Below are 25,781 nucleotides of genomic sequence, written 5' to 3' on the forward strand. Positions count from 1 at the left end.
TCACATGTTGATCATGTGGCCGGCCAGGCCGTGCACGGCCTCCTTGACGGCCTCGCTGAGCGTCGGGTGGGCGTGCACGTTGCGGGCGACCTCGTGCACGGTCAGATCCCACTGCTGCGCCAGCGTCAGCTCCGGCAGCAGCTCGGTGACGTCCGGCCCGATGAGGTGGCCGCCGATGAGCTCGCCGTACTTGGCGTCGCTGATCAGCTTCACGAACCCGGTGGTGTCACCGAGGCCGTGCGACTTGCCGTTCGCGGTGAACGGGAACTTGGCGACCTTCACGTCGTAGCCCAGCTCGCGGGCCTGCGCCTCGGTGTAGCCGAAGCTCGCGACCTGGGGCTGGCAGAAGGTGGCCCGCGGGATCATCGCGTAGTCGAGCTCCATGGTCTCGGCGTCCGCGATCGTCTCGGCGGCGATGATGCCCATGGCCTCGGCGGTGTGCGCGAGCATCAGCTTGGCGGTCACGTCGCCGATGGCGTACAGGTGCGGCACGGAGGTGCGGCAGCGGCCGTCGACGTCGATGGCGCCGCGGTCGGTGACCTTCACACCGGTGTTCTCCAGGCCGTACCCGGTGACGTTCGGCGCGAAGCCGATGGCCTGGAGGACCTTGTCGGCCTCCAGGACCTTCTGCGAGCCGTCCTTGGCGGTGACGGTGACGCGGACCTGGGGGCCGGACTCGTCGATGGCGTCGACACGGGTGGAGGTGAGGACGTCGATGCCCAGCTTGCGGTACTGCCGGGCGAGTTCGGCGGAGACCTCCGCGTCCTCCAGGGGCGCCATGCGGTCGAGGAACTCGACGATGGTGACCTTCACGCCGTAGTTGTGCAGGACGTAGGCGAACTCGATGCCGATGGCGCCGGCGCCCGCGATGACGATCGACTGCGGGAGGTCCTCGGCGAGGATCTGCTCCTCGAAGGTCACCACGCGTGCGCTGCGCTTGGTGCCGGGCAGCAGCTTGGGGGTGGCGCCGGTGGCGATGATGCAGTGGTCGAAGCCGATGGTGCGGGTGTTGCCGTCGTAGTCGGTGACCTGGAGGGTGTGCGGGTCGACGAAGGTGCCGCGGCCGTTCACCTCGGTGATCTTGTTCTTCTTCATCAGGTAGTGGACGCCCTTGACCCGGCCGTCGGCGACCTTGCGGCTGCGGCGGTAGGCCTCGCCGTAGTCGAAGGAGACCTGGCCGTCCACCTTGATGCCGAAGGTCTTCGCCTCGTGGGTGAACAGGTGCGCCAGCTCGGCGTTGCGCAGCAGGGCCTTGGTGGGGATGCAGCCGACGTTCAGGCAGACGCCGCCCCAGTACTTCTCCTCGACGACCGCGACGCGCTTGCCCAGCTGGGCGGCGCGGACGGCGGCGACGTAGCCGCCGGGCCCGGCGCCGAGTACGACAACATCGAATCGCTCGTCCTGCTCGACCATGGGTCGTTCCTCTTCCTTCGGAAATCCAGGGGTCCGGCCTCGTCTCAGAGCCAGTCCCGCCGTTTGAAGATCACGTACAGGCTGACACAGACCACACCCATCAGCCCGATCGCGAAGGGGTACCCGAAGCTCCAGTCCAGCTCGGGCATATGGACGAAGTTCATGCCGTAGATCGTCCCGACGAGGGTCGGGGCGAAGAGGATCGCGGCCCAGCTGGAGATCTTCTTGAAGTTGTCTAACGGGCGGCGCTGACCTGCGGCGATCGGGTTGCCATGCCTTCTGGCCTGCGCGGATGACTCTTTCGCGGCCTTTCATTGTTGCGCTGTCTTACACAGCCGATTCTCCCCACGCGCTCCCCAGCCCCGCCCGAACTCCCCAGATTCTCCCCAGCCGGGGGGCGCCCTGGGGCTGGGGGCGACGCGGGGAGTCGGTGCGTTTCAGCTAGTTGCAGGGGCTACGTCGAGTGACGGTTCAATCGTAGAAGTCGATCACTTGGTCGAGCCAGCCAACAGCCTTCAAATCGCGGGCCAGCCAGCTGTAGGCCAGGTTCGTCGCCTGCCGTTCATGGCCCATCGAGAGCTGTTGCTCCTGCACAGCCGGAAGGCGGAAAACAGATGAGTGGATGGCGCGGATCTGCTGCCAGATGTCGTTCGGCACGTCCGGCTCTTGGGCAAGCCCCATGTCAACGACCGGGGTGTCGTGATCGCTGGCGGACGCGTCGTGATGGATGGCGAAGGCGACCGAGGCGGACCACGCCTGAGGGTCATCTGGGCTCGGCATGATGACGACGCCTTTGGCCCGGGCAGGAAGCACGCCGTACAGACCGAGTGCCGCTCCGAACTGTGGGAAGTTGGTCTCCACCAGTTCGCGGTACCCGATGAGGGCGTCCCGCAGCACGTCGGTCGTGATGGACCGGGTCAGTTCGGGCGAGTAGGTGTGCCAGTAGTAGCGAGGATTGCCACCGGTTCGATCCGGTGCGGGGTAAGGGTCCTCCAACACGTCGCCACGGACATGCTCCAGTTCGGCGTCGAGCCAGCGGACGTCATCCGAGTCGAAGGACTTGCTTCCACCGTGCCGCCACGTCGATCGGACTGTTGTTGCAGCCTGTGCCACCAGACGGTCCACTTCGGTGCGCAGGTCGCCCAGAGGGATCTGTCGGGCGGGTTTTCTGCCGTGCTGGTTCTCCATGATGAGCCGCGCGAGGAACCACAAGCGCTCGGTCGCGAGGGGGGACTTGGGCGGGACGGGCAGTGTGCGTTGGCGTAGGTGGCGGGCGAGGGGTTCGCGGAGTCGATTGCGGGTCCACTTCCACCGCGCGAGGTGCTCACCGGGCCCGTCGAACAGGCTGATGTCGTGAAAGTGCCGAAGCCAATGCTTGGTCCCGAATTCGAGGTCGCTTCGCAGGGCCACGTCTTCATCCAGTACACCGTCACGGGCGTGCCCGACGATCAGCACCTCCTCTGCCACCTGCCTCACGCCCCAAGGTGCGAGCTGTCCGCAATGGTGCGGCACGAGGTGCGGCGACAAGGTGTCGAGGCCCTGGAGCCAGGCGAGCATCGCCTCCCGAAGCCGGTACCCCAAGATCAGCCCAGGATCCTGGTCGTCCCCGCTGGTCAGGTTGACCCTGGCGGCGGCCCGGCGCGTCGGCGGCGACCGGTGCACGCTCCGCGATCGGTCATCCGTCTCCTTCAGGACCCAGGCGGCCGCTGCCGGATTCGTGCGGGCCATACGAAGCATCAGCTCCTCGGCGGCCTCGGGTATCGAGCCCTTGAGGGCGAACGCGAGCGCATAGCGCCAGCGGGGGAACTGGCGTGGGCCGGCGGCGAATTCGATCGACGTGTACCCGTCTTGCAGTGCCTGCGCGGCGAAGTGCTGCTCGAACAGCGGGAGCGCGAATCGGAGAAGCCCGTGATCGTGAACGACGAGACCGGTCTCCTCCAGTTCCCAGATGACATGGCGACGGGCGAACGAATCGGCTGTAACCGCGCCCTCCACGTCCAGAATGCGTACCGCCAGGCGCGGCAGGCTGTCCCACACCTGCGGTGAAGCCTCTGGGCGTTCGTGTTGCAGGATGGACGCGGCCAGTCCTGACAGCAGCTCGTGCGTGGAGACGCGGCCGCCCCGGCCCGCGCCCAACCAGGTTGCCAGGGCGTGGACTTGCAGGGGACTCGTGAGTAACTGCTCCACCTCGTAGACCTCCAGGGTCCGGAAGTGGTCGTCGGTCGTCACCGCCCGCAGGAGATCCCATCCTCGTGAGGGCGGCCACGGTTCGACGTCGATGCGTTCAGCCTTGTCCACCGTGCCCGCTCCTGGGCGGGTCGTCGCCAGCACGCTCATCAGCGGCCAGGTCAGGACGAGGCGGCGAGCCTCGTCGAGGAGTCGGTCGCCTTGCTGGGGGCTGACCGTGTCGAGGTTGTCCAGGACAACCCGGCACTCACGTAGTGGATCGCCGCCCATGGCGTCCTGAAGCGCGGCGGTCAGTGTCGCCGGGATGTCCCGTGCTTCCAGCCATACCGGAATCTCCACGTCGGCATCCCGCCAGGCAGCGGTCAGCCCATCGCTCCACCACTGCTCGGCCTTCTCGCTCTTGCCGGCGCCCATGGGCGCGACGAGCACCCGCAATGCCCCCTGAGGCACCTCGACTTCAGGGGTAGCCTGCCGGGCCTTCCAGGCCAGCGCAGCCTCGACGCGGTCGGCCGGAGTGCTGCGCAGGCGGATCTTGCTGCGGGCTATGCAGCTCCTGGACGCTAGCACCAGAGCTTCGGCACGTGAGCGCGAGCGGACCGAGAAGGGCAGCACGGCGGTCAGCCGGTCCATGAGATCGCCCAAACCGAACGAAGCCTTGGCGACTTCTGCCGCCTCGGTGTCGGAGAGGGACAGATGCCGCGCCTTGGAGTGCGCCTCGACCTGAACTTGCTTCCACTCGCGCAGAACCTCCGCCGGATAGTGCTCAGGCGTGATGTCGATCTCGGAAGCGTGGCGCTCGCACAGAAGGATCAAGTTGTCGAAGCCCTGGTTGGCCTCCTTGCTCATGGCCGGGGCCCAGCGAGGCCCGCCTTCGCTACGAGCGTGGATGTGTGCCACCCGGCTGTTGAGCACGCGCTCGCCGGTCGAGGCGCTCTCCCGGTACAGCGGCTCGCGGCAATCCGGAATTCCGCACGCCAACGCCGTTGCGTACAGCTCCTTGATGGTCGCTCTGGTCGGCTCGGGGTGACGAACGGGTGGAGGGGGCGCGTCAGGGCTCACGCATCCAGTTTGACGAGTTGATCGGTGCCACCGCCGTTGAACACCCTCGACTTGTTCTGCATTTGTTAAGTAACTGCATGTTAATTGGAATAAGAAGCTCGATGCCTCAACTCCTTTGCCAGTAAGGGACGTTGGGCCCCCGCCATGAACGAGGAAAGGACGTGACACCCCTGTACGCGCGCCGCCTCGCGCTGTTCGCCGCGCTGCCGGTCAGTCCGAGCGCGAGGGCCTCCTTCAACTCCGCGACCTGCTAGGCCGGGTCGGCCGTGAACACGGTGTCGGGTCCCAACTCCGGCACCAGGTAGTGGTAGTTGGTGTCGAACCACTTCGTCATCTCCAGCGGCGCCACGTCATGCGTGCCACGTGCCATGGCGAAGTAGCCGTCCAAGGCGTTCGCTTCGACGGCGGCGCGATGGCGGGCGGGGATCGCGCCGACCGGGACGGTGGTGTCCAGGACATGGTCGTAGTACGGGAAGTCACCGGTCGGCACTTCGTGAATGCCGACGGCGGCCAGCTCCCGCCAGTTGGTGCGGCACAGTTCGGCGGCGACGGCCTGTAGAGCCTCGGCGGTGACTCGGCCCTTTCAGTAGCCCTCGATCGCCTTCTTCAGTTCCCGGTCAGGGCCTTGGCGGGGGTAGCCGTACACGGTGGCCCGTGCTGCCGTGGCTGCGGTTTTGGTGGTCACGGAGATCTCCTTCGCGAGATGAATCCCTGAGATCCCTGGTGACGGGACGAGAGCGCGAAGGGGTGACGGACCGGGCGGGAACCGATCCGCGCGGCATGGCGCGGTCGTCCGCCTGGTATGTACGCCGACCCGCCCACGAGGTCACCGGGATATCCGTGTACGAGCCGGTCGTACACGGGCAGTTGGCAGGTCTTCGGACTCGCGGGCACGCCCTCCTTGGTCGGAGGACACCTATTGGCCGTCGCTTCCCAGGCCCTGTACGTCGGACCCAGTGCGTATGACGGCGGTCGCTCCCACTCACCGCTGCGGGGCAGTCCCGGATTCCCACCGGGTTCCCTCTTACGGCGCATCCCGCCTGGTGGACGGGGTGAACCAGCTGCACAGGCCAGCCTACGGCAGTCCTTCGGTACTGCGGATGCCATCGAGATCTCGGATGGTGAGGTGGAACACGCAGACCGGGATGCCTGGCGTGCGTCGAGGACGGGAAATGCCGCGCCTTGAAAGCCTCGTAGGGCGATCCCCCGAGGGACGCAGGAGTGCGTTGCCCGGTCTGGATTTGGTGGGTCTGTCAGATCACCCGTGGCCGTCGTGGGGTGATCCGGCCGACATCACTGAACTCCGGAGGTCGGCCGACGAGCCTCGGTCTCAGACGTCGGCTGGATCGGGCGCGTCGTCCCACCAGTTCGGCTCTTCCTCCTGCACCTGATCCGGGATCTCGACGGGATGGGTGCAGCGCTTCATGGCCGGCGCCCCGGTCTCGGGGTGAACGGTTTCCTTGAGGCCATGGTGGTCAGCGGGGCCTCATGCCAGCGGGGGACCTCGTACCCAGGAATAGCGTGGTGGAGTTCGACAGCCTTGTCGATCTTCCCGTTGAGAGTGGTCACCGAGGCAGAGGCTGCCTCCGGCGGCCCCATCGGTGCGTTGCGCTCTTTCCACGCCGCGGCGGAGTCTGCGGCGCGCCAGGCGAAACAAATCATCTGCCCAGGGGTGTACCCGTGCCCGAACCCTCGGCGAATGACGTCCGTGAGTTCTTCCCGCCGGGTCTCCGGCACTTCGGGGTAGTCGTACTTTTTGGTGAGCAGGCCGTTGAGGTATGAGGCGACATTGGTCACCTCCATCTCGTCCGCCAACGCCGTGAAGGCTTCGCGAGCCGCGGCCCCCTGAGGGCCAGGCCGGGTCTTGAAGCTGTTCGTGATCTCCTTCACGCGTTCCTGAACGGCTGATCGGTCGCCGATGAGTCGCCATACGACCTCGTCGGCGGCGAACGTGATGTCGTCCCTGTTCTTGGAGAGGCCGAAAGCTTGCGGTGGGGTTTCCCGGGAGATGGCGATGAGGTGTGAATAGTAGAGCGCCAGCAGAAGTTCTCTGTCCCTTGCGGTGTCGCCGGTCCAGCCCATCGCGCCGACACCCGTGATGCTCGGGAGCGGCCTGCCAGGATTTCGGGTGGCATAGCTGGCCAACGCCACGTAGAGGGCCATGGCTTGAGGGGTGTCATCCTGGAGGCGGCTGCTGGACGCAGTCTTCGCCTCCTCGTCCTGGATGGCTGCGGCAACCAGGCACTCGAATTCTTCGGCCTCCTGTTTCTCACGCTCCTGCTCGGCACGCTTTTGCTCAGCGGCGAGCCGCTGCCGCTCCGCCTTCTCGCGCTGCTGGATCGCCGAGCAGTCGCCGCAGAGGTAGGAGGGGGCTTCGGCGTCCAGGTATTTGCCGCCGACCTTGTTGGCCCAGGACCGGTTGGTGACGCTGATCGGTTCGGAGCAGTTGGCGCAAGGGCAGTTCAGCAGGATGGCGTGAGAGTGCGCTGTCGCCACCGCGCCGACAGCGCCGGCCACGCCGATGCTGTTCACGGTTCGCGCCCATGTGCCGTCATCCTTGATCTCCCAGTAAAGGGTGCTGATCCGCTGGGCATCTTCGGGGGCATCGTGATTGATCACCACTCGGATGCGGGCGGCATCTACGGGAAATTCCCGGATGATCGGCTGCGGGGCAGCCGACTGCTGTGGCGGTTGGTTCTTCTTGGCTCGTTCCCGCTTGCGACGGCGTTGGCGCTTACCCACCCGTTCCTCCCCGGTTCATGTCGGGATGGTGACGCACTCGCGCTGTGCATGGGCGATTTTTCGCCGACCGCGACGGGCGGCGAAACGTTCCTCGGGGGCTACCGTCCAGCCAAAGCCACCTTGGTCGTGGCTGCGGCGAGCGGTGCGGTCCAATACTGCATCCCTCAGGTCGCCCATGTTCGCCGTCGATAGTGGACTCCTCAGGCGATTGTGCGCCCTCTCTGATTGTCAGTGGGTAATTTCTATGCTGGACGGATGGCCAATGGCGTGTGTCACACGGAGTACGGCATCGAGATCTACCTGACCAGACCTGACCTTGGAGTGGACGGTTACCCCGGTCTGCTCGAAGAGATCATGACCCGCGTCTCCGATCGAAACCCGCAGCTGGTGGAGTGCCTTGCACACCACCAGGGAAAAGAATGCGCGTCAGAAGCAGGCGGAAAGTCGCCCTGGATGTTCATCAGGCGTGCTCGTGTCGGCGGGCGCACCCCTCTTGTCGCCGCGCATCTGCCGGTCACACACAAGGCGACTCCGGCGGAGAGCGCACAACACAAGGCCACCAAAGAGCGGATCATCGTGGCAGCCTCGCCGTTGCGGTCTGGACGCAGATGCTGAAGTCTCCAATGCGAATCGGCGGAGTGTCCCCGATGCCCTCGTCACTGGGCCCACGGGTATCCGCATCGGGTGGGAGATCCAGTGAGGCTCTTTCATCCTCTGTAGCCGCAGGTCAGTAGGGTGTGAACGGTCCAGACGAGGTCGCCCACAGGTCGGGGAGCCATGCCCCTCCACCCTCGGGTCCCGGGGATTGCGGGTCACGCTGGGGTCAGTAGGTCTGCGTGGCCCGTTCGCCGGAGGTAGTCGATCACCGCGTCTCGGCTCTTCTCCAGGCACACGATCCTGTTCTCGACGACGCGCAGCTCGCGAGCGAGCTCCTCTACCAGGGGCTGGGTGCACGCGCCTCCCGCGTCCTGGGCCGAGGGAGCCTCGATGTCCAGCACGATCTTGATCATCCTCGTCGACAGACCAGCCTCGACGAGCGCCCGGACGTGACGTGCATGCTCGACCTGGTCCTCGGAGTAGTCGCGGTAGCCGTTGGTCGACCGTGCCGCCTCGATGAGCCCCTGCTGCTCGTAGTAGCGGAGCATCCGAGCCGGTGCTCCCACCTTTTGGGCGGCCTCACTGATCTTCATCACTCGTTCCTCCTCGCAGGTCGCCGACTTGACCTTGACATTGATGTCAAAGTTTACGGTCACTCTCAAGGCCCCAGCGACCAGATCACGCTGGGGAAGGCGAACACGAGAGCGATCTTCAGATGACCAACGACAGTTCGATCCGCACATCCCGGGACATCCTCATCATCGGAGCCGGGGAGCTCGGCATGCCCGTCATCCGCAACGTCGTCCGACGAGCGAAGGACGTGGAGGGCTCGTCCGTCAGCGTGCTCCTGCGGGCCGGCGCCATCGCGTCCACGGCACCCGACAAGCAGCGCGACGTCGCTGAGATCAAGAACCTGGGCGTGAAGATCGTCGAAGGGGACCTCGTGAAGAACACCGTCGACGAGCTCGCCTCCCTCTTCGCCGACTACGACACGGTCATCGGGTGCACGGGCATCACCGCCGGCCTCGAAACCCCGATGAAGGTCGCCGAAGCCGCCCTCCAGGCGAGGGTTCCGCGGTACTTCCCGTGGCAGTTCGGCGTCGATTTCGACGTCATCGGCCGAGGGAGCCCGCAGGACATTTTCGACTCCCAGCTGGACGTCCGTGACCTGCTCCGGTCCCAGGATCAGACCGAGTGGGTCATCATCTCCACCGGCATGTTCATGAACTACCTCTTCGAGCCCGGCTCGGGCATGGTGGACCTGCCCAACGACACCGTCAACGCGCTGGGAAGTCTCGAGACGGCGGTCACCGTGACGACGCCCGAAGACATCGGCGTCCTGACTGCGGACATCCTCTTCGCCGAACCTCGCATCCGTAACGAGATCGTCTACCTCGCCGGTGACACCATCACCTACGGCGCGCTGGCCGAGACGCTCGAGACCGTGCTGGAGCGTCCGTTCCGCCGAGTGGTGTGGACGGTTCCGTCGCTGCTCGACGAGCTGGCCGCCGACCCGGACAACATGACACGGAAGTACCGGGCGGTCTTCGCGCAGGGCCGCGGCGTCGCGTGGGCGAAGGACGACACCTACAACGCACGCCACGCGATCCCCGTGACCGGCCTCCGTCAGTGGGTCGAGGAGAACCTCGTCGGCTGACGCATCCCTAGCCCCTGCGTGCGTGGCGTCGGCCCGCAGTTCCTCACCGGCGACCTCCAGGGCTGCCATGACCCACCGGATCACGCGTACAGGCCCCCAAGCGCCATGGGGGCCGACGGGCGCAGTCGGCCTGAGGTCGCGTCTTCGATGCCAGCCGCTGTAACGGACGGCGATCGACGTACGCTGTCCGCCTCTGCCTCCGTGGTCCCTCACACCGACCCACCGGGTTCACTCTCCAACGGCATCGCGGGCAGACGGTCTTCGAGGATCTCGGACGAGCCGAAAGCGAGAATCCGGACGCTGAGCCGGGTGATCAGTCGATGTCGCGGTCACAAGACTCTTCGAGGAGACGGGTCGCGAGGTCGTCGGCCCACTCCACGGCCCAGGCGCGCAGGGCGGTAATGGTGGTCTCGTCGAGGCCGTAGGCGGTGAAGGCTTCGTCGTCGGTCCACTCGGCGCCGGTGAGGTTCGCCTGGAGGTCCTCGCGCTCGAAACGGCCGCGGGCGTGTCGGCGGCCGAACTCTTCGAGCTCGGCGTTACTCCAGCGATGGGAGGCCGCGTACACGTCGATCAGGTCGCGTGGCGCTCCGCGGTCGGCGAGGGCACGAACCTTGGTCCCGATCACGTCCTCCTCGGCGAGGACGGGCCCGTACGGGCTCTGGGCGACGGGCCTCCAGAAGATTTCCTTGAGGATGTCGACCTCGCACTCCTGCCCGGTGGCGGGGTCCGCCACGGTGAAGCGGGCGGACAGCGGGGCAGTTTCCAGTGCCTGCACCTTCCAGCCCCGGGCTGTCAGGCCGCTGCAGAGCGCCGCTGCGATGTCGGCCATGGGCGCCGGGTTCTCGGTGGCGACATCGAGATCCTGGCTGGGGCGGTTCACGAGGCGGTGTGCCCTCACCGCATACCCGCCGGTGAGGACCAGGGGATACGGCGAGCCAAGGGCGATCACATCCGCCAGGAGCCGCGTGTGCAGCTCCGGCATGTCCGTCACGCGGCTGCCCGGGTGCGGGAGGCGAGCTCGGGGAAGGCGTCCTCCCTCACAGTGCGCACGGTGCGACCGACGAGGGTGCGCAGCACGGGCCACAGCTCGAGGAGCAGATCCCGGTTGAGGTAGCGGGGGAGGTCGTCGTGCAGGCCCTCGTGCAGGACGGTGCGGTACAGGCCCATGCGCTGGCGGGGTTTGTCCAGGTCGTACGAGGTCATCCCGGACCACGCCAGGTGCAGCGGCAGCTCCACGACGCCGTGGGTCGGTCCGTGCAGCTCGTCCAGTGACTCCGGCAGACGGCGCCGGAACTTCTCCCGGTACAGCGCGAGGTCCTCGGCGTCTGCGCCCGAGAGGTTCCTCGGCCCGGGTCCGGTGTGCTGCGGGTCGGAGGCCATGCCTCCATTATGGCGGCCGCACAGGGTCGGGGCTGGTGGCTTCAACCAAGGAGACGATGTCACTGTCTGTGTCGTTGCAGATGGGGGCAACGTCGCTCGGCAGCAGGCTTTGCGGGGCACGGGACAGGGGTGGAGTCGCTGGCGCAGGGCCTGTGCCGTCGGCTGATTCTCCCCGGATTCTCCCCAGCGGCCTCAGGAGGCTATAAGTGCTGGTCAGAGGCATATCGGAGGCAGGTAGAGGAGATCACCCGCATCGTTTCTCCCCAGGGACTCCCCAGAGCCGATTCCGGCCCGATCTGTGACCGGTGCGAGAGCAAAGGCCGCACAAGAACTGAGCTCGGCAAGAGGGACTCAGAGCCAGTCCCGTCGCTTGAAAATCACGTACAAACTGACGCAAACCACCCCCATCAGGCCAATCGCGAAGGGGTATCCGAAGCTCCATCCCAACTCAGGCATGTGCTCGAAGTTCATCCCGTAAATAGTTCCGACCAGCGTGGGAGCAAACAGAATCGCAGCCCAGGATGAGATCTTCTTGAAGTTGTCTACTTGGTGGTGCTGACCTGCGGCGATGTGGCTCCAGACGCCGTTGACCTGCACGGATGGCTCTTTCTGAGTCTTTCAGTGGCGTGCCGCGTTACACAGCTGATTCTCCCCACGCGCTCCCCCAGCACCGCCCGTACTCCCCAGATTCTCCCCACCGGAGGTCCCTCGGGTGATGCGGAGCCACAGAGTATCCGTGGCCGCCTGATGAGGCGAAGTGATCAATCGAACAAGGCCTGTTCGGGTGTCCTATCGGCGATACGCGCATGAAGGCAGGGGTGAAAGCCCGTTCGTGATCGTTGCGAGATGGCTCGAGGGGGCTTTCAGTTCAGGGCTGCACCATCGCTCCCGGCCTCCGGCTTTGACTGGCGAGCCTTCGCCCGCCCCACGGTCGTCGTGAGCACATGAGTGCCATCATCCAGGCGGTCGCTGCGCTGCTCTCTCACCAACAGGCGGCCACCTTCGCGACCGGTGAACAAGTGCGAATGTACGGCCAGTTCACCCCCCTCGGCGTGCCAGCGCCGACCGTGCACGAGCTCGTCAGTCAGCGGGTGGCGAAGAATTCGTCACCTTCGCTGCCCACCGCCGCGCAGAAATCGACGGTGCCGCAGGAGATACCGGTGAGATCGTGCTTCGGGGTGATCATCTGGGGCGGTGTCCAATCGGCTCCGTTCCAGGCCAGTGCCTGCCCTGCGTCGTCCACTGCGGCACAGAAGGTTGTGGAGGCGCACGAGATCGAGCGCAGGGCGCAGAACGGGGCGGCGCATCCGGCTCCGCTGCGGGGGTGCGAGCAGCGTCGGGTGCGGCGTAGCGGAGTGCGGCGTAGCGGAGGAGAGCGGCGGTCGCCTGTCGTCGCAGCGCGGCGTCTGCGGCGACCGCCGCTGTCACCTCACGGCCCTTGGCCTCCGAGCCGCCCCTCAGGAGAGCCCCGGGGCGGCCCGGAGGCCAAGGACGGTGAGGTGTTCCGGCAGGAAACCCGCTGGCCGTGGACTTTGGACCACGCCCGCGCCCTGCGCGTCTCGCGCCGCCGGGCTGCTGCCCGACGCGGGTTCGCGAAGCAGCCCGGCGATCCGGTGGACGCCCCGTCGGCGATCTAGCGGGGGGACCCGGTGTGCTCCCGCGCAGTCGCCGCCTCACTCGCCGTCGTCGCGGCTTCCGGCTCGGCGCTCTGCTTCGCGAACCCGCGCCGGCCCGGCAGGACCGCGAGGACGATCAGGGTTCCGGCGGCCATGATGATGCCGCCGATGAGGCTGGTCTGGGCGACTCCGTGGGCGAAGGCCTGGTGGACGGCGTCCACGGCGGCCTGGGCCTGCTGGGGCCCGGCGGAGGGATCCTGCGCGACCCGCTGCGCGACGGCCAGGCCGGCGCCGACCGAGTCCTTGGCGGTCTCCATCGCCTCCGCCGGGAGCCGGTTGCCGACCAGGTCGGTCAGTTCGTCGCGGTAGGCCGTGCCCAGCAGCGAGCCCAGCACCGCGATGCCCAGCGCCCCGCCCAGCTCCAGCGCGGTGTCGTTGACACCGCCGCCGACGCCCAGCTCGGACTCGGGGAAGGAGCCCATGATCGTGTCGGTCGCCGGGGAGATGGCCAGTCCGAGAGCGAGGCCCAGCATCATCAGCGGCGCCAGGAAGTCCCCGTACGTCGACCCCTTGTCGATCTGGGTGAGCAGGAACATGCCCGCCGTGCCGATGGTCATGCCGGTCACGGCCATCACCCTCACCCCCAGCTTCGGGGCGAGCACCCCGGTCACCGCGGACCCGAGGAAGACCGCACCGCCCAGCGGCAGCAGCCGTACACCCGTGTCCAGGGCGCCGTAGCCGAGGACGAACTGCAGGAACTGCGTCGAGTAGTAGATCACGGCGAACATGCCGAAGAAGAAGAACATCACCGCGAGCATCGAGCCGGTGAAGGGCCGCAGCGCGAACTTTCGGACGTCCAGCATCGGGTGCGGGTGCCGCAGCTCCCAGGCGACGAAGGCGACCAGACCGGCACCGGCGACCACGGCGGCGGTGACGGGGCCGACGCCCCAGCCGGCGTGCGGGCCCTCGATGGCGGCGTAGATCAGGGAGCCGACGCTGAGGATCGACAGCAGACCACCGACGTAGTCGATCCGGCTCATGCCCTCCGCCTTGGACGGCGGTACCAGGGCGAGCGCGCCGAACACGGCGGCCACGGCGATCGGCACGTTGATCAGGAAGGTCGAGCCCCAGGCGTGGTCTTCGAGCAGCCAGCCGGAGACCAGCGGGCCGACGGCTACCGCCACCCCGGAAGTTGCGGCCCAGGCGGTGATGGCCTTGGCCCGCTCGCTCCGGGGGAAGGTCGCAACCACCAGGGACAGCGTGGCCGGCATCACGACCGCGGCACCGATGCCCATGATCGCGCGGGCCACGATGACCAGCGAGGTCTCGTCGACCAGGCTCCCCATCACCGAACCGCCGGCGAAGATCAGCAGTCCCAGCACCAGCGCGCCGCGCCGGCTGTACTTGTCGCCGATCGCGCCCAGCACCAGCATCAGCGCCGCGTACGGAACGGTGTAACTGTCGACGACCCACTGCAGATCACTGCTGCTCAGACCCAGGTCGGTGGTCATGTCGGGGGCGGCGACGATCAGCGACGTGTTCGCCATCACCGTGATCAGCAGGCTCAGGCACAGCACGAGCAGCGCCCACCAGCGCCGCGCGTAAGGCCCGGTCATCTTCTCCACGGGGGTATGTGCAAGGAAGGGCATCAGTAGTTCCTAAGGAGGGTGGGCGGACGAGCGGAAGCTCTGGATTGCCCATCGCGTGGCGTCAGGTTCTGCTCCGGAGCGCTCAGTGGCTCGGAGCACCCGCCAGTTCGCGCAGGCGCGTATTGTTCTCCAGCGCCCACCGCACGGTCCGCGGCGGGTGCCCGAGCAGGGTTTCCAGTTGGTCGGAGAGGGCGTCGTACCGCCCGCTGGCGATCAGCCTGGTCTGGATCCTCAGGTGCGCCGCCACGTGCCGGGCCGCACCCGGATCGCCCAGGGACTCCTGCAGGACGGTCTCGTCGAGGAAGGCCTCGTTCCAGGCCTCCACTTCCTCAGGGATGTAGGTGACCTGGCGTCCCAGCACGGCTGCGTAGTCCTCAGCGAACCCGTACATGTCCTTCAGCTCCGGGCCGGTGAGCGCGTAGGACTTCGAGATGTGCGGTGCGGGGTCGACCAACACCTTCACGCACACCTCTGCCACGTCGTGAACGGCGATGGGCGCGAGCCGCTGCTTGCCGAAGGGCAGGCGCAGTTCACCGTTGCTCAGCGGGCCCTGTTGCATCCAGGTCAGGTGGGGGTTCTCGGCGAACAGAGTCGGACGCACGTTGATGGTCGGCAGGCTGGACCAGTCCAGCACCCGCTCGCAGACCCAGTGGGCCCGCTGCTGCGGTGACCAGTCCGTGACCACTCCGCCGAGCCAGGAATGCCGCTCCTCATCCGGTGCGGTCATCTTCTCGAGCGTCATGTACGACTGCTCGTAGTTGGACAGGTGCACGAAGGCCTCGATGTCGCCCTGGGCTCGCGCCGCCGCGGCCATCACGGTGAGGGCATCGACGTAGTACGGCTGCGGGGTCATGCTGAAGTAGATGCGCTTGACACCCTTCAGCGCGGCGGCCACGTCCGCGAGTTTGAGCAGGTCGCCGACGAAGACCTCAGCCCCGGCCTCGCGCAGCGACTGCGCGCGTTCGTCGTCCCGTCGCACGAACGCGCGCACCGGGTGGCCCTGTTCGAGCAGCATCTCGACCATCAGCCTGCTCACGCCACCGACTTGGCCGCCGGCGCCGGTGATCAGAATGGGATTGTGTTCCGTCATTGTCGTGTCCTTCATCTGGTGGGGGGTGGGTCGGCCGTTCAGAAAGCCGAGGATGTGAAGTCGTCGAGGCGGGCGAGGACGTCGAGGAAGGTGGCGTTGACCTCGGCGCGACGCTCCTGCCGGAGGACGGGGGAAAGCCGTCGACGACGGAGCGTCGTGGCCGGGCACCGTCGTCCCGGCGGCGGCTCGGCTTCGTAGCCACGACCTGCCGCACGGTGAACGGGCGGCTTCTCGCGCGCGGAACTGCCCGTTCGGCGTTGAGGGTTCAGGTGCGGGCGGGCGTCGTCTGCAGGAACAGCTCCAGCAGTGCCAGCAGCGTCTCGGGAGCGTCCTCGGTCGGGAAGTGACCGGCGCCCGGGATCTCGACCACGGGTGCGTCGGGGTAGCTGAGCCGGAACGAGGGGATCACGTACTGGGGCAGCAGTGCGGTGTCGCGCATCCCGACGGCCAGCATTGCCGGCACGGCGCGCAGTGCGGCGATGGCTTCCATGGGCGGCGGGCCGGGCGGGGATCCCTGCGGGCCCTCCAGGACCTGCCGGGGGAAGGCGATGACACCGCGGGACTCGGCGGGGGTGGGGAAGGGGCTGGAGTAGGCGCGGATCCAGGTCGGCGTGGCGATCTCCGGTCGGGCGACATGCTGCAGGTCGATCATCAGCTGGGCGATGGTGTGACCCGCGTTTCCGAGGATCTGCTCGAACGAACCGTCTGCGAGCGCCGACTGGGCCCACTGGAACCACCGGCTCTCGGCGCCGTTGGCCTTCATCAGATCCTCGATGCCCTGGGCGAGAGGCAGCACGGTGTTCACCGCGAAGATCCGGGAGATCCGGCCGGGATTACGCAGTGCGAACCCGGTGCCGATGGGGCCGCCCCAGTCACGGACCACCAGGGTGATGTCGGTGAGGTCGAGCGTGTCGACGAGCAGCGATTCGAGATTGAGGATGTGTTCGCTCGCGTCGTATGTGCGGTCCTGGGGCGTCTCGCTCTTGCCGAAGCCCATGTGGTCCGGAACGACCACGCGATGGTGACGTGACAGTGGCCCGATCAGGTGGCGCCACTCGTAGCCCCACGTGGGCTCGCCGTGCAGCATGACGATCGTCTGACCGGGCCGCTCGGGGCCCTCGTCGACGTAGTGCTGGCGGAAGCCGGCCGCCTCGTTGAAGCGGGCGGGATACGGCCACGTGCCGTCGAACGTCTCGTCAGCAGCAATCACGGGACATCGTGCCTTCCAGTGCGGTGTTGTACGTACTGACCGCGGTCATGAGCTCCTCCGAAGGATTTGGTTCTGAAGCGGCCTTCATCGCTGGCTCGCTCTTGCGCCGAGCTGCGTGCGACGCCCTGAACGTCATGAGTTCAACGTCCAAGCCGCCTGCGTCGCATCGCGGTCCTGCAAGCCCGGACCACGCCTGTCCGGCGAGCTCAGGACGGTTATGGACTGAACAGTAAGGAACCTAGATGGTTCTGTACTGGGTTGTCAAGAAGGGTGGGGCGGCTTTACCTTCGATGCATGGCCAGACCACGAAGCTTCGACCCCGACCACGTCCTGCACCCCTGGCGGTGAGCGCGCTGCGTCGTGCCGGCCGGCCCATCGACGATGAGCTGCTGGCGCGCATCTGACCCAGCCACCACGCCGACGTCAACTTTTGAACGCACGCACCAGCATCGGACCCGGCTCCGTCGCCGTCCGCGGCAGACTCGGTGGCGGCGTTTCCACGAACAAGCCGCGGCGCCGATGACGAGCTTCGCCAACCGCGTCGTGTGCGGCACGCGCAGCCAGACCTCGGTAGTCGCCGCCCTCGACGCGGACTGGACCAGGCTCGTCGACCGCGGCTGCTGCAACGTGTGGAGCAAGCAGCTCGGGTGACCCCCGATGCAGCGGATAACAGCCTGCTCTCCGGTACATGCCTCTCCCGGCCATCCCCGCAACCTGCGTCCAAGCATTCGTCGACGAAGTTGCGGGCCCGGACGACCTCGTTCTCCCGCTCGTATTCGAGGAACTCCACTCACGCTGCGGCGGCGATATCCAGACCTTTCATCCGCGCACTCTTGGCCCTCGTCCTGGCGAGCAGCCGGCCGGCGATCGGTAGCCGACCGAGGCGGATCATCACGGACCGAAGCAGCAACTCGGCGCGGTTGCCCGGGGTGAGGAAACCGCGCTGGCTCACACCGCTGCCGAGGTGGTAGTCGATGAACGGGCGCAGGTGGTCCTCCCAGTCCTGCAGCGCTCGTGGCACATCGTGCGGGTGGCGTTCCAGCATGGTGCCGAGCAGGTCCGCCCCGGCCAGGCCGGCGGATGCCCCCATGCCGGAGTAAAGGGTCAGGCACCACGCGGCGTCGCCGACGAGCACGACTCGGCCGCGGTACCAGTGGTCGAGGTGCACCTGCTCGGTGGAGTCGAACAGGTGGTCCGGGGCCTTCTCGAACTGGTCGAGCAGCCAACCGAGCGTGGAGCCGGTGGGCTCGGCGCCGTAGGCGGCGCGCAGCGAGTCGATGGCCGTCCGGGTGAACTCGGCGTCCACGTCGTCGGTGCGGTAGGAGAACAGCACCGACGGCGGACGGTCGGCGAACGGGAACACCCACACCGATCGGCCCGCCTCGGCCATGGTCAGCCCGTCCTGCGGGCGGTAGCCGGGTACCGGCTCGGGCAGGCTGTACACGGCGATCATGTAGTTCAGTCGACGGATCGGGCTCGGCTCGGGCTCGAACGCAAGCCGGCGCACCGTCGAGCGCAGTCCGTCTGCCCCGACCACCAGATCGAACCGTTCGACGGTCGTCGTCTCCGTCGTCAGGTCGCGGATCACGACGTCCACCCCGTCGGGGTACTGGTCCAGCGCGACCGGCACGGTCGAGTACCGGATCTCGACCTCGTCGGGCAGGGCGGTGAAGGCCGCGTCTTCGATGTCGCCCCGCACCGTCAGTCGAGACCCGGGGAACACATCGGCGTAGCCCACACCGCGGCGGCGCCGGCCCGTGCGGTCGACGTCGTAGCTCACGCTGTCCGGAGCGACGCGATTCGACACCGCATCGGCGAAGCCCAGCCGTTCGGCGGCGGCGAGCCCGGCCCCGAACAGGGCGAGGAAGTATCCGCCGCGGCGCCGCTCGGGGGCCTTCTCCAGCACCACCACGTCCCAGCCCGCGCGATGCAGTCGCAGAGCGGAGGTGATCCCGCTTATCCCGAGGCCGACCACCAGGGCCCGCTGTCGCGATGCCGTGTTCTTGTCCATCGGATTGCGCTCCGACATTGTCGTGTCCTTCATCTCGTGGGGGGCGGCCGTTCAGGAAGCCGAGGATGTGGAGTCGTCGAGGCGGGCGAGGAGGTCGAGAAGGGGGCGTTGACCTCGGTGGGACGCTCCTGCTGCTTGCTTGCCGGGCATGGCTGAGAACCGTCTGGAAACTGATCAGCTTCCAGACGGGAGAACAGGTCGGTTTCCTCGCCGGCGAAGGTGGGGCGAGCGGGTGACGGGCTGAGATCTCAGGGCTTCGAGATCATCGTGTGGCCGCTTCGGGGCTTGCCTCGGCGACGGCGTGGAGGGCCGCGTCGGTGTCGGCGGTGGCCAGGCTGCTGTTGATGTCGGCGCCGGCCAGTGCGCCGGCCGCTGCGGAGGCTCCGACCTGGGCGACCAGATCGGTGGCGTTGCCGGCCACCCACACACCCGGCACCTCGGTGACGCCGGTCGTACCGGAGGCGAACCCGCGGCCCTTCGGCAGGTCCTGCACCGGCAGGCCCAGACCCTCCAGGCCCTGGGTGCGGGCCTGCATCGGCGCGGCGACCGCGACGACGCGGCGGGCCACGACCTGCCCGTCGGCCAGGCGCACCCCGGCGAGGGCGCCGTCCTCGTCGTTGACGACCTCGGTGACCGGGGTGTCGATGACGCGGATGCCGCGGGCGGCGAAGCGAGCGCGGCTGTCCTCATCCAGGTCGGTGCCGTGCGTGAAGTAGGTCAGGTCCTCGGTCAGCTGACGGAACAGATATGCGTGGCCGATGGAGGCGGGGCCGGTGGCGAGGACGCCGATGGGCTCGTCGCGCACCTCCCAGCCGTGGCAGTACGGGCAGTGCACCACACTGTGCCCCCAGTGCTCGGCGAGCCCGGGCACATCAGGCAGCACATCCGTGAGGCCGGTGGCGATCAGGATGCGGCGGGCGGTGATGTGGCGGCCGTCGGCCAGGGTGACGGTGAACCGAAGGTCCCCGTCCGCCGACGGGGCGGCGGGCTCGGCCGAGACCACCTCGCCGTGCACGACGCGTCCGCCGTACTGGCGCACCTGCTCCCGGCCCCGTCGCAGGATCTCGGACGGCGGGGTGCCGTCCAGGGCGAGCAGGCCGTGCACGGCCTCGGCGGGGGCGTTGCGCGGGGCGCCGCTGTCGATCACGACGACCAAGCGGCGGGAGCGGGCGAGGATCAGTGCACCGTTCAGCCCCGCGGCGCCCCCGCCGATCACCACCGCGTCAACGGTCCCCTCGGCCAGTGCGTCGCTCGCGTACGGAGGAGTCGCCACAGCCATGGTCTCCAGCCTTTCCTTGTCAGTCATGGTTCGGTCAGCCCTTCGAGTTCCGGGTGGTTGCAGGGGGTCAGCTGTTCAGAAAGCCGAGGATGTGGTCGGCGACCGTCTTGGGCTGTTCGAGGTGCAGGAAGTGCCCTGCACCGGGTCATGGCCCCGTACAGGTAGAGCGACGGGACGGTGAGGCGCCAGGCGTGCACGCAGCCTGTCCGGTTAGCTCAGGACGGTTATGTACTGAACAGTCAGAAACCTAGGCGGTTCTGTACTGAGTTGTCAAGTGCGGTCGGCTTGGGCCGCATCTCTCTGAGCTGGAAGGACGCGTGTCATGCCGAAGAAGGTGGTTCCCGAGCTGAGGGCCCGAGCCGTCCGGCTGGTGCTGTAGCGCCAGCCGAGTGGCCATGGGGCGCTCAGGCCGAGATTGACGGTGGCGAGGCGCCCGGGGTCGCGATCGAGAGAACGAGGAGATCCGCCGGCTGCGTGTCCTTCATCGACGAACACCGCTCAACTGACGTTTCTGGCCGACTGGGTTGAAGGTTGCACGCTGGCCACCGGGTGGAGATCCACCCCATCCCGGAGTCCGCAGTCCGCAACAACGCCATGCCAGAGTCCGCCCCGCTCCGCCCATCCCAGCGGTCTCGCCGTGAGGGTCGAGTGATCCGCTACTCGGCCCATGCCGCGATCCGTTTCGCGATCGCCTCGGGGGCCTCGATGTGCAGGAAGTGACCGACGTCGGGGGCGATGCCTGTACGACGGGGCCGGCTGTGTCCTTGTCAGGGGCGGCGGGGGCGGGGCAGGAGTGCGAACGCGGTTTCCGCGATCGAGGTCAGGCGGTCGGGGCCGTGGCCGGCCGCGCCCATGGCATCGGTGCCGCGGATGAGGGTCAGCAGGAGGTAGGCGAGGTCGTCGGGGTCCGCGTCGGGGTCGATGTCGCCGTTGCGTTGGGCCGCTCGTAGGCAGTCGGCCACCGCTGTGCGGACTACGGAGAAGCAGTCGTTGGCCAGGCGTTTGACCTCGGGGTCGGAGGTGCCGATCTCCAGGGCCATTTTGGCGGCGAAGCAGGCTGCGGCCGTCCGGTCGGGGGCGGGGGGTACGTCGGGGGCGAGTGGCACTCCGTGGACGGCGCGCAGCAGGTAGGCGTGCAGTCGTTCCAGGGCGCCCTCGTCCGGTCCGTCGAGCATCTTGCGCGGACCCTGCGCCAGCCGGGCGAAGTAGCCGGCCATCGCCTGCAGCAGCACGCCGTGTTTGCCGTCGAACGCGGCGTAGAGGCTGCCGCGGCCCAGGCCGGTGGCGGCGCTGATGTCATCGACGCTGGTGCCGTTGTAGCCCGAGGTGCGGAACTGCCGCTCTGCGGCGTGCAGGACGTGGTCGGGGTCGAAGCTTCGTGGTCTGGCCATGCATCGAAGGTAAAGCCGCCCCACCCTTCTTGACAACCCAGTACAGAACCATCTAGGTTCCTTACCGTTCAGTCCATAACCATCCTGAGCTCACCGAACAGGGTGCGTGCACGCCTGGCGCGATGACTGGCCGGCGCCGACATCAACAGAATGCCGGCCACTGCGGACGCCGACACGGCCTCCAGAGGATCGCCGAGGCAAGCCCCGAAGCGGCCGCACGATGATCTTGAAGCCCTGAGATCTCAGCCCGTCATCCGCTCGCCTCACCTTCGTCGGTGAGGAAATCGATCAGATTCCAGACGGCTTTCCGTCATGCCGAGCAAGCAAGGAAAAAAATGAGTACCAGCATCGACCGCGGGGCGCCCGCCTCCGGAAAAAGAGACTCGGGCCTTCGCGGCTCACATGCCGTGCGCTGGTGGGTGCTGGTCGTCATAGGCGTGGCACAGCTCATGGTCATGCTCGATGCCACCGTCGTGAACATCGCGCTGCCCGAAGCGCAGCACGACCTCGGCTTCAGCGACGGCAGCCGGCAGTGGGTCATCACGGGGTACGCGCTGGCGTTCGGCAGCCTGCTGCTGCTCGGCGGTCGGCTCGGTGACCTGTTGGGCCGACGCACCCTCTTCGTGATCGGCCTGGCAGGTTTCGGGGCCGCGTCCGTCGTCGGCGGCTCGGCCGGCAGCTTCGAGATCCTCGTCGCGGCACGGGTGGCCCAGGGCCTCTTTGCCGCGGTGCTCGCGCCCGCGGCACTCTCCCTGCTCAGCGTGACCTTCACCGAACCGTCTGAAAGGGCGAAGGCCTTCGGTATCTTCAGCGCGTTGGGTGGTGCGGGCGGCGCGGTCGGGCTGCTGGTCGGCGGCATGCTCACCGAATGGGCGTCGTGGCGCTGGGTGATGTACGTGAATGTCGCCTTCGCGGTCCCCGCTCTGATCGGTGCCTTGCTGCTGCTGGCCAAGCCCGTGATCAGCAAGAAGCCCAAACTCGATATTCCGGGCATCGTCGTGGTGAGCGCCGCGCTGTTCGCCATCGTCTACGGGTTCGCGCACGTCGAGTCCACCAGCTGGACCGACCCGGTCGCTCTCGGCTCCATGATCGTCGGTGCGGTGCTGCTCGCGGTGTTCGTCTGGCTGGAGTCCCGAGTCGCGCATCCGCTGCTCCCGCTGCGCCTCGTGCTGGACCGGACCCGCGGTGGTTCGTTCGCGGCGGTGTTCGTCCTGGGCATGGGGATGTTCTCGATCTTCCTGTTCCTGACCTACTACTTCGCGGCCAGCCTCGGCTACTCGCCGATCAAGACCGGTCTTGCGTTCCTGCCGATGGTCGCGGGCGTCGTCGCGTCGTCGACCACGATGCCTTCGCTGGTGCTGCCCAGGGTCGGCCCGAAGATCGTCGTCAGCTCCGGCTTCCTGGTCGCCGCCTCCGGTATGGCCTTGCTGACCCGGCTCGAGCTGGACAGCACCTACGCCGCCCACATCATGCCCGGCCTGATCCTGCTGGGTCTCGGCATCGGCGCCGTGATGAGCACCGCGATCCAGGGGGCGACCTCAGGCATTCACCACGAGGACGCGGGTGTCGCCTCGGCGTTGATCAACACCGGTCAGCAAATCGGCGGTTCCATCAGCACGGCGCTGCTGACGACCATTGCCTCGTCAGCAGCGACTGACTACCTGACTTCGCACAAGCCCGGCGCACTGGCCGCGGCGCAGGCCGGGGTCGAGGGCTACACGGCCACCCTGGCGTGGGGCTCCGGGTTCTTCGTGGTCGGTGCGGTGATCGCCGCGTTCCTGATCCCGAATCGGGCTCTGGCGCCGTCCGAGGGTGAGCCCGTGATGGCCCACTGAGCCTGGATCCACCCCACAGATGCCCTGCCACCTGCGATGACTGTTGTTCTCAGGTCGCGAATGTTCTCAGGTCACGAACCAGCACAGGAAAGCAGCGCATCTCCAGGGTTCCACCGCGACCGTCTCGCCCCGCGAATCCATGACAGGGCCTTCTCCGCGATGGACCTCACCACCCGCCACCCGCGCACCAGAGAACCGCTGTCCACGGCGAAGTCCATGGTGCAACCAGACCCAGCAGGAGGCACTCGCATGAAACGACGTACATTCCTCGGCGCGACCACCGCATCGCTGGCCGCCACCCAACTCGCCGGGCCCGCCCACGCCACCAGTTCAACCGCCGGCCCAACCGCCGGTCAGTACACGGTCGTCGCCCGCTTCTGGGGCTCGATGCCCACAGGTGTCACCGTCTCACGCCAGGGCCGTATCTTCGTCAACTTCCCCCGCTGGGGCGACGACGTCCCGTTCACCGTCGCCGAACTGCGGCAAGGGAAGCCGGTGGCGTACCCCGACGCCGAGGTGAACCGCGAGGACGCCTCCGACCTGGCCGGGCACTTCCAGTCGGTGCAGAGCGTCGTCGTCGACCCGGCCGACCGGCTGTGGATCCTCGACACCGGAAACCCGCTGTTCGCCGGGTCCTCCTACGGCGGCCCGAAGCTCGTGGCGGTCGACCTGCGCACCGACCGGATCGTACGGAAGATCCTCTTCCCGCCCGAGGTGGTGCCGTCGAACAGCTACCCCAACGACGTGCGCTTCGACCTGCGTCGCGGCGCCGAGGGCATGGCGTTCATCACCGATTCGGGCGGCTCGAACGGCGTGATCGTGGTCGACCTCGCCACAGGCCGCGCCTGGCGGCGACTGACCGGGCGGCCCTCAGTGCTCCCCGACGAGCAGTTCCTTCCCCTCATCGAGGGCGAACCCCTCATGATCCGCCCCGCGGGAAGCGAACCCATGCACTACGAGACCGGCTCCGACGGCATCGCCCTCAGCGCCGACGGCAAGCGCCTCTACTACTCCCCCCTGTCCAGCCGCCGACTGCACAGCGTGGCCACCGACGCCCTCGCCGACCCCGATGCCACCGACGCCGAGGTGGCGGTGACGGTCGAGGACCATGGGTTCAAGCCGATGGCCGACGGCCTGGAGAGCGACGACAAGGGACGGCTCTACGGCGGCGACCTGGAACACAACTCCATCTGGTGCAGGAATCCGGACGGCACCTACCGCACCCTCGCCCAGGGCGCCGATCTCATCTGGGTCGACACCCTGTCCGTCGCCTCGGACCGGCACCTGTACGCCACCGCCAACCAACTCAACCGGATGTCGCTCTTCCACGAGGGCGAGGATCTGCGCCGCAAGCCCTATCTCCTGGTCCGCCTGCCGATCGACGCCGGACCGGTCAGGCTCGTGTGACCTCTCCGGCCCGCGTCACATGACTACCTGGTTGCTGTCCCTGTCCGGACCGGCCACGCACACCGACGCCTGGGCCGCCGACGCCCTCGCGCGTGGCGCCGGGGACGAACTCGCCGCGTTCCGGACGAGGGCGCCCGGTACGCCGTACGCCCATCCGACCGTCGATCCCTGCATCCCGCTGTCATCACCCTGGGCGCCGCCGCGCACCCCGATCGGCCGGTGCGGACCACCGTCGAGGGGTGCACGATCGGCTTCTCCAAGCGCTCGTTCCAGACCGCCCTGTGACACCGACCGCCGTGTGACACCGGCAGCCGTGTGACGACAACACCGAATCAGATCACCTTCATTGAGGAAACGACCATGACCGAAGCCACCGACCGAATCATCGACGCCCTGCGCAGCGGGCACGACCACCTCGCCGCCGTGGTGCACGGACTCACCGCCGCCGATCTCACCCGCCCGTCCGGCGCGTCGGAGTGGGACGTCTCCCAGGTGCTCAGCCATCTGGGCAGCGGCGCCGAAATAGGCCTGGCCGCGCTGGAGGGCGCGACGGACGGTACGGGTGTCCCCGACGGCGACTTCAACAAGTCGGTGTGGGCCCGCTGGGACGCGATGACCCCGGCCGAGCGCGCCGAAGGCTTCGTCACCGCCGACCAGGCGCTGGTCGAACGTTACGAGGGCCTCGACGCGGGGGCCCGCAGCGACCTCCGGATCGACCTCGGCTTCCTGCCCGCGCCGGTGGACGTCGCGACCGCGGCGGGGCTCCGGCTCAGTGAGCTCGCCCACCACTCGTGGGACGTCGAGGTGGCCTTCGCCCCGTCGACGCCCCTGGCGTCCGCCGCGACCGGGCCGCTCCTCGACCAGGCCGGCATGATGCTGGGCTTCCTCGGAAAGGCGGACGCCTTGGCGAACCGCCCCGTCGCCGTCGCGGTGCACACCACCGCACCCGAGCGCGCCTTCGGTCTCTCGGTCGGCGAGACGGTCGCGCTCACCGGCGAACCCGAGAACGCCGACGCCGTGCTGACGGCTCCCGCCGAGTGGTGGCTGCGACTCGTCGCCGGCCGGCACGCCCCCGCCCACACCCCGCCCTCCGTGACCCTCACCGGCGACACCGTCACCCTCGACGACCTGCGCAGGATTTTCCCCGGCTTCTGAGCCCGGCGGCGAGGCAACGGGCACGGAAACACGCCCTGGCCCGCGCGTTTCACTCGGGGTCGTGTCCGGATCATGAGCGGTACAGCGAAAGTGCCTTCTGACC

General features: G+C 67.7%; 20 protein-coding genes, 3 pseudogenes and 1 riboswitch. Of the genes and pseudogenes, 7 read left to right on the forward strand and 16 right to left on the reverse strand.

Annotated elements, in window-relative coordinates; all coding sequences use genetic code 11:
* The 5 genes and pseudogenes from lpdA to EJC51_RS37105 all read right to left on the reverse strand — a co-directional run bounded on the left by lpdA (position 1) and on the right by EJC51_RS37105 (position 7,401).
* Positions 1–1,413: a dihydrolipoyl dehydrogenase gene (gene lpdA / locus EJC51_RS37085; protein ID WP_126275056.1), complete on the reverse strand. Its 1,413-nt coding sequence runs from the start codon at positions 1,411–1,413 to the stop codon at positions 1–3.
* 44 nt (positions 1,414–1,457) lie between these two features.
* Positions 1,458–1,649, reverse strand: a pseudogene (locus EJC51_RS37090) (CorA family divalent cation transporter); the annotation flags it as partial.
* Between the two features lie 235 nt (positions 1,650–1,884).
* Positions 1,885–4,659, reverse strand: a complete 2,775-nt coding sequence (locus EJC51_RS37095) for an NACHT domain-containing protein (RefSeq protein ID WP_126275058.1) — start codon at positions 4,657–4,659, stop codon at positions 1,885–1,887.
* Positions 4,660–4,912: 253 nt separating this feature from the next.
* Positions 4,913–5,344 (reverse strand): annotated as a pseudogene (locus tag EJC51_RS37100) (uroporphyrinogen decarboxylase/cobalamine-independent methonine synthase family protein); the annotation flags it as partial.
* A 167-nt stretch (positions 5,345–5,511) separates the two neighbouring features.
* Positions 5,512–5,736: riboswitch (cobalamin riboswitch) on the reverse strand.
* A gap of 345 nt (positions 5,737–6,081) precedes the next feature.
* On the reverse strand, positions 6,082–7,401 hold the full coding sequence (locus tag EJC51_RS37105; RefSeq protein WP_126275059.1) for a hypothetical protein: 1,320 nt from the start codon (positions 7,399–7,401) through the stop codon (positions 6,082–6,084).
* Between the two features lie 255 nt (positions 7,402–7,656).
* Between EJC51_RS37105 and EJC51_RS47940 the strand changes: the two genes are divergently transcribed.
* A complete protein-coding gene (locus tag EJC51_RS47940; RefSeq protein WP_244363017.1) occupies positions 7,657–8,016 on the forward strand; it encodes a hypothetical protein in 360 nt (119 codons plus the stop codon).
* A 197-nt stretch (positions 8,017–8,213) separates the two neighbouring features.
* Here EJC51_RS47940 and EJC51_RS37115 read toward each other — a convergent pair whose 3' ends face one another.
* The gene (locus EJC51_RS37115; RefSeq protein WP_126275060.1) at positions 8,214–8,591 is read right to left on the reverse strand and encodes a MerR family transcriptional regulator; all 378 of its coding nucleotides are present in this window, start codon (positions 8,589–8,591) and stop codon (positions 8,214–8,216) included.
* 122 nt (positions 8,592–8,713) lie between these two features.
* On the opposite strand from EJC51_RS37115, the gene EJC51_RS37120 reads away from it, so the two are divergent.
* Entirely contained in the window at positions 8,714–9,655 is a 942-nt protein-coding gene (locus EJC51_RS37120; protein ID WP_126275061.1) for an aromatic alcohol reductase, read from the forward strand.
* 313 nt (positions 9,656–9,968) lie between these two features.
* Here EJC51_RS37120 and EJC51_RS37125 read toward each other — a convergent pair whose 3' ends face one another.
* The 4 genes and pseudogenes from EJC51_RS37125 to EJC51_RS47945 all read right to left on the reverse strand — a co-directional run bounded on the left by EJC51_RS37125 (position 9,969) and on the right by EJC51_RS47945 (position 12,278).
* Positions 9,969–10,637, reverse strand: coding sequence for a nucleotidyl transferase AbiEii/AbiGii toxin family protein (locus EJC51_RS37125; protein WP_166682939.1), 669 nt, complete (start codon positions 10,635–10,637; stop codon positions 9,969–9,971).
* A gap of 5 nt (positions 10,638–10,642) precedes the next feature.
* Positions 10,643–11,035: a hypothetical protein gene (locus EJC51_RS37130; protein ID WP_126275063.1), complete on the reverse strand. Its 393-nt coding sequence runs from the start codon at positions 11,033–11,035 to the stop codon at positions 10,643–10,645.
* A 351-nt stretch (positions 11,036–11,386) separates the two neighbouring features.
* Positions 11,387–11,590: pseudogene (locus EJC51_RS37135) on the reverse strand (CorA family divalent cation transporter); the annotation flags it as partial.
* A 529-nt stretch (positions 11,591–12,119) separates the two neighbouring features.
* Positions 12,120–12,278 (reverse strand): hypothetical protein, encoded by a 159-nt coding sequence (locus tag EJC51_RS47945; RefSeq protein ID WP_165951263.1) that lies wholly within the window; start codon positions 12,276–12,278, stop codon positions 12,120–12,122.
* 256 nt (positions 12,279–12,534) lie between these two features.
* Between EJC51_RS47945 and EJC51_RS47950 the strand changes: the two genes are divergently transcribed.
* The gene (locus tag EJC51_RS47950) at positions 12,535–12,672 is read left to right on the forward strand and encodes a hypothetical protein (protein WP_165951262.1); all 138 of its coding nucleotides are present in this window, start codon (positions 12,535–12,537) and stop codon (positions 12,670–12,672) included.
* Here EJC51_RS47950 and EJC51_RS37145 read toward each other — a convergent pair.
* The 3 genes from EJC51_RS37145 to EJC51_RS37155 all read right to left on the reverse strand — a co-directional run bounded on the left by EJC51_RS37145 (position 12,669) and on the right by EJC51_RS37155 (position 16,600).
* Positions 12,669–14,300, reverse strand: a complete 1,632-nt coding sequence (locus EJC51_RS37145; RefSeq protein WP_126275064.1) for an MFS transporter — start codon at positions 14,298–14,300, stop codon at positions 12,669–12,671. The genes EJC51_RS47950 and EJC51_RS37145 overlap by 4 nt on opposite strands.
* 82 nt (positions 14,301–14,382) lie before the next feature.
* The gene (locus EJC51_RS37150; RefSeq protein WP_207924962.1) at positions 14,383–15,390 is read right to left on the reverse strand and encodes an NAD(P)H-binding protein; all 1,008 of its coding nucleotides are present in this window, start codon (positions 15,388–15,390) and stop codon (positions 14,383–14,385) included.
* Positions 15,391–15,655: 265 nt separating this feature from the next.
* Positions 15,656–16,600 carry an alpha/beta fold hydrolase gene (locus EJC51_RS37155; RefSeq protein ID WP_126275065.1) on the reverse strand — a complete coding sequence of 315 codons (945 nt, stop codon included), beginning with the start codon at positions 16,598–16,600 and terminating at the stop codon, positions 15,656–15,658.
* A 519-nt stretch (positions 16,601–17,119) separates the two neighbouring features.
* Between EJC51_RS37155 and EJC51_RS49275 the strand changes: the two genes are divergently transcribed.
* Positions 17,120–17,251, forward strand: coding sequence for a hypothetical protein (locus EJC51_RS49275; RefSeq protein WP_279631374.1), 132 nt, complete (start codon positions 17,120–17,122; stop codon positions 17,249–17,251).
* Positions 17,252–17,390: 139 nt separating this feature from the next.
* Here EJC51_RS49275 and EJC51_RS37160 read toward each other — a convergent pair whose 3' ends face one another.
* The 3 genes from EJC51_RS37160 to EJC51_RS37170 all read right to left on the reverse strand — a co-directional run bounded on the left by EJC51_RS37160 (position 17,391) and on the right by EJC51_RS37170 (position 21,281).
* A complete protein-coding gene (locus tag EJC51_RS37160) occupies positions 17,391–18,629 on the reverse strand; it encodes an FAD-dependent monooxygenase (RefSeq protein ID WP_244363020.1) in 1,239 nt (412 codons plus the stop codon).
* 244 nt (positions 18,630–18,873) lie between these two features.
* Positions 18,874–19,890 carry an NAD(P)/FAD-dependent oxidoreductase gene (locus tag EJC51_RS37165; RefSeq protein WP_126277283.1) on the reverse strand — a complete coding sequence of 339 codons (1,017 nt, stop codon included), beginning with the start codon at positions 19,888–19,890 and terminating at the stop codon, positions 18,874–18,876.
* A gap of 767 nt (positions 19,891–20,657) precedes the next feature.
* Positions 20,658–21,281, reverse strand: coding sequence for a TetR/AcrR family transcriptional regulator (locus EJC51_RS37170; RefSeq protein ID WP_166682940.1), 624 nt, complete (start codon positions 21,279–21,281; stop codon positions 20,658–20,660).
* Between the two features lie 335 nt (positions 21,282–21,616).
* On the opposite strand from EJC51_RS37170, the gene EJC51_RS37175 reads away from it, so the two are divergent.
* From EJC51_RS37175 to EJC51_RS37185, 3 genes are all read left to right on the forward strand, one after another.
* Entirely contained in the window at positions 21,617–23,116 is a 1,500-nt protein-coding gene (locus tag EJC51_RS37175; protein WP_031053421.1) for an MFS transporter, read from the forward strand.
* 249 nt (positions 23,117–23,365) lie between these two features.
* A complete protein-coding gene (locus tag EJC51_RS37180) occupies positions 23,366–24,523 on the forward strand; it encodes an L-dopachrome tautomerase-related protein (protein WP_126275067.1) in 1,158 nt (385 codons plus the stop codon).
* A 360-nt stretch (positions 24,524–24,883) separates the two neighbouring features.
* Complete coding sequence (locus EJC51_RS37185) at positions 24,884–25,678, forward strand: maleylpyruvate isomerase family mycothiol-dependent enzyme (protein ID WP_126275068.1); 795 nt, start codon at positions 24,884–24,886, stop codon at positions 25,676–25,678.
* Positions 25,679–25,781: the final 103 nt, after the last annotated feature.

It is taken from the genome of Streptomyces aquilus (assembly GCF_003955715.1).
Taxonomy (GTDB): Bacteria; Actinomycetota; Actinomycetes; order Streptomycetales; family Streptomycetaceae; genus Streptomyces; species Streptomyces aquilus.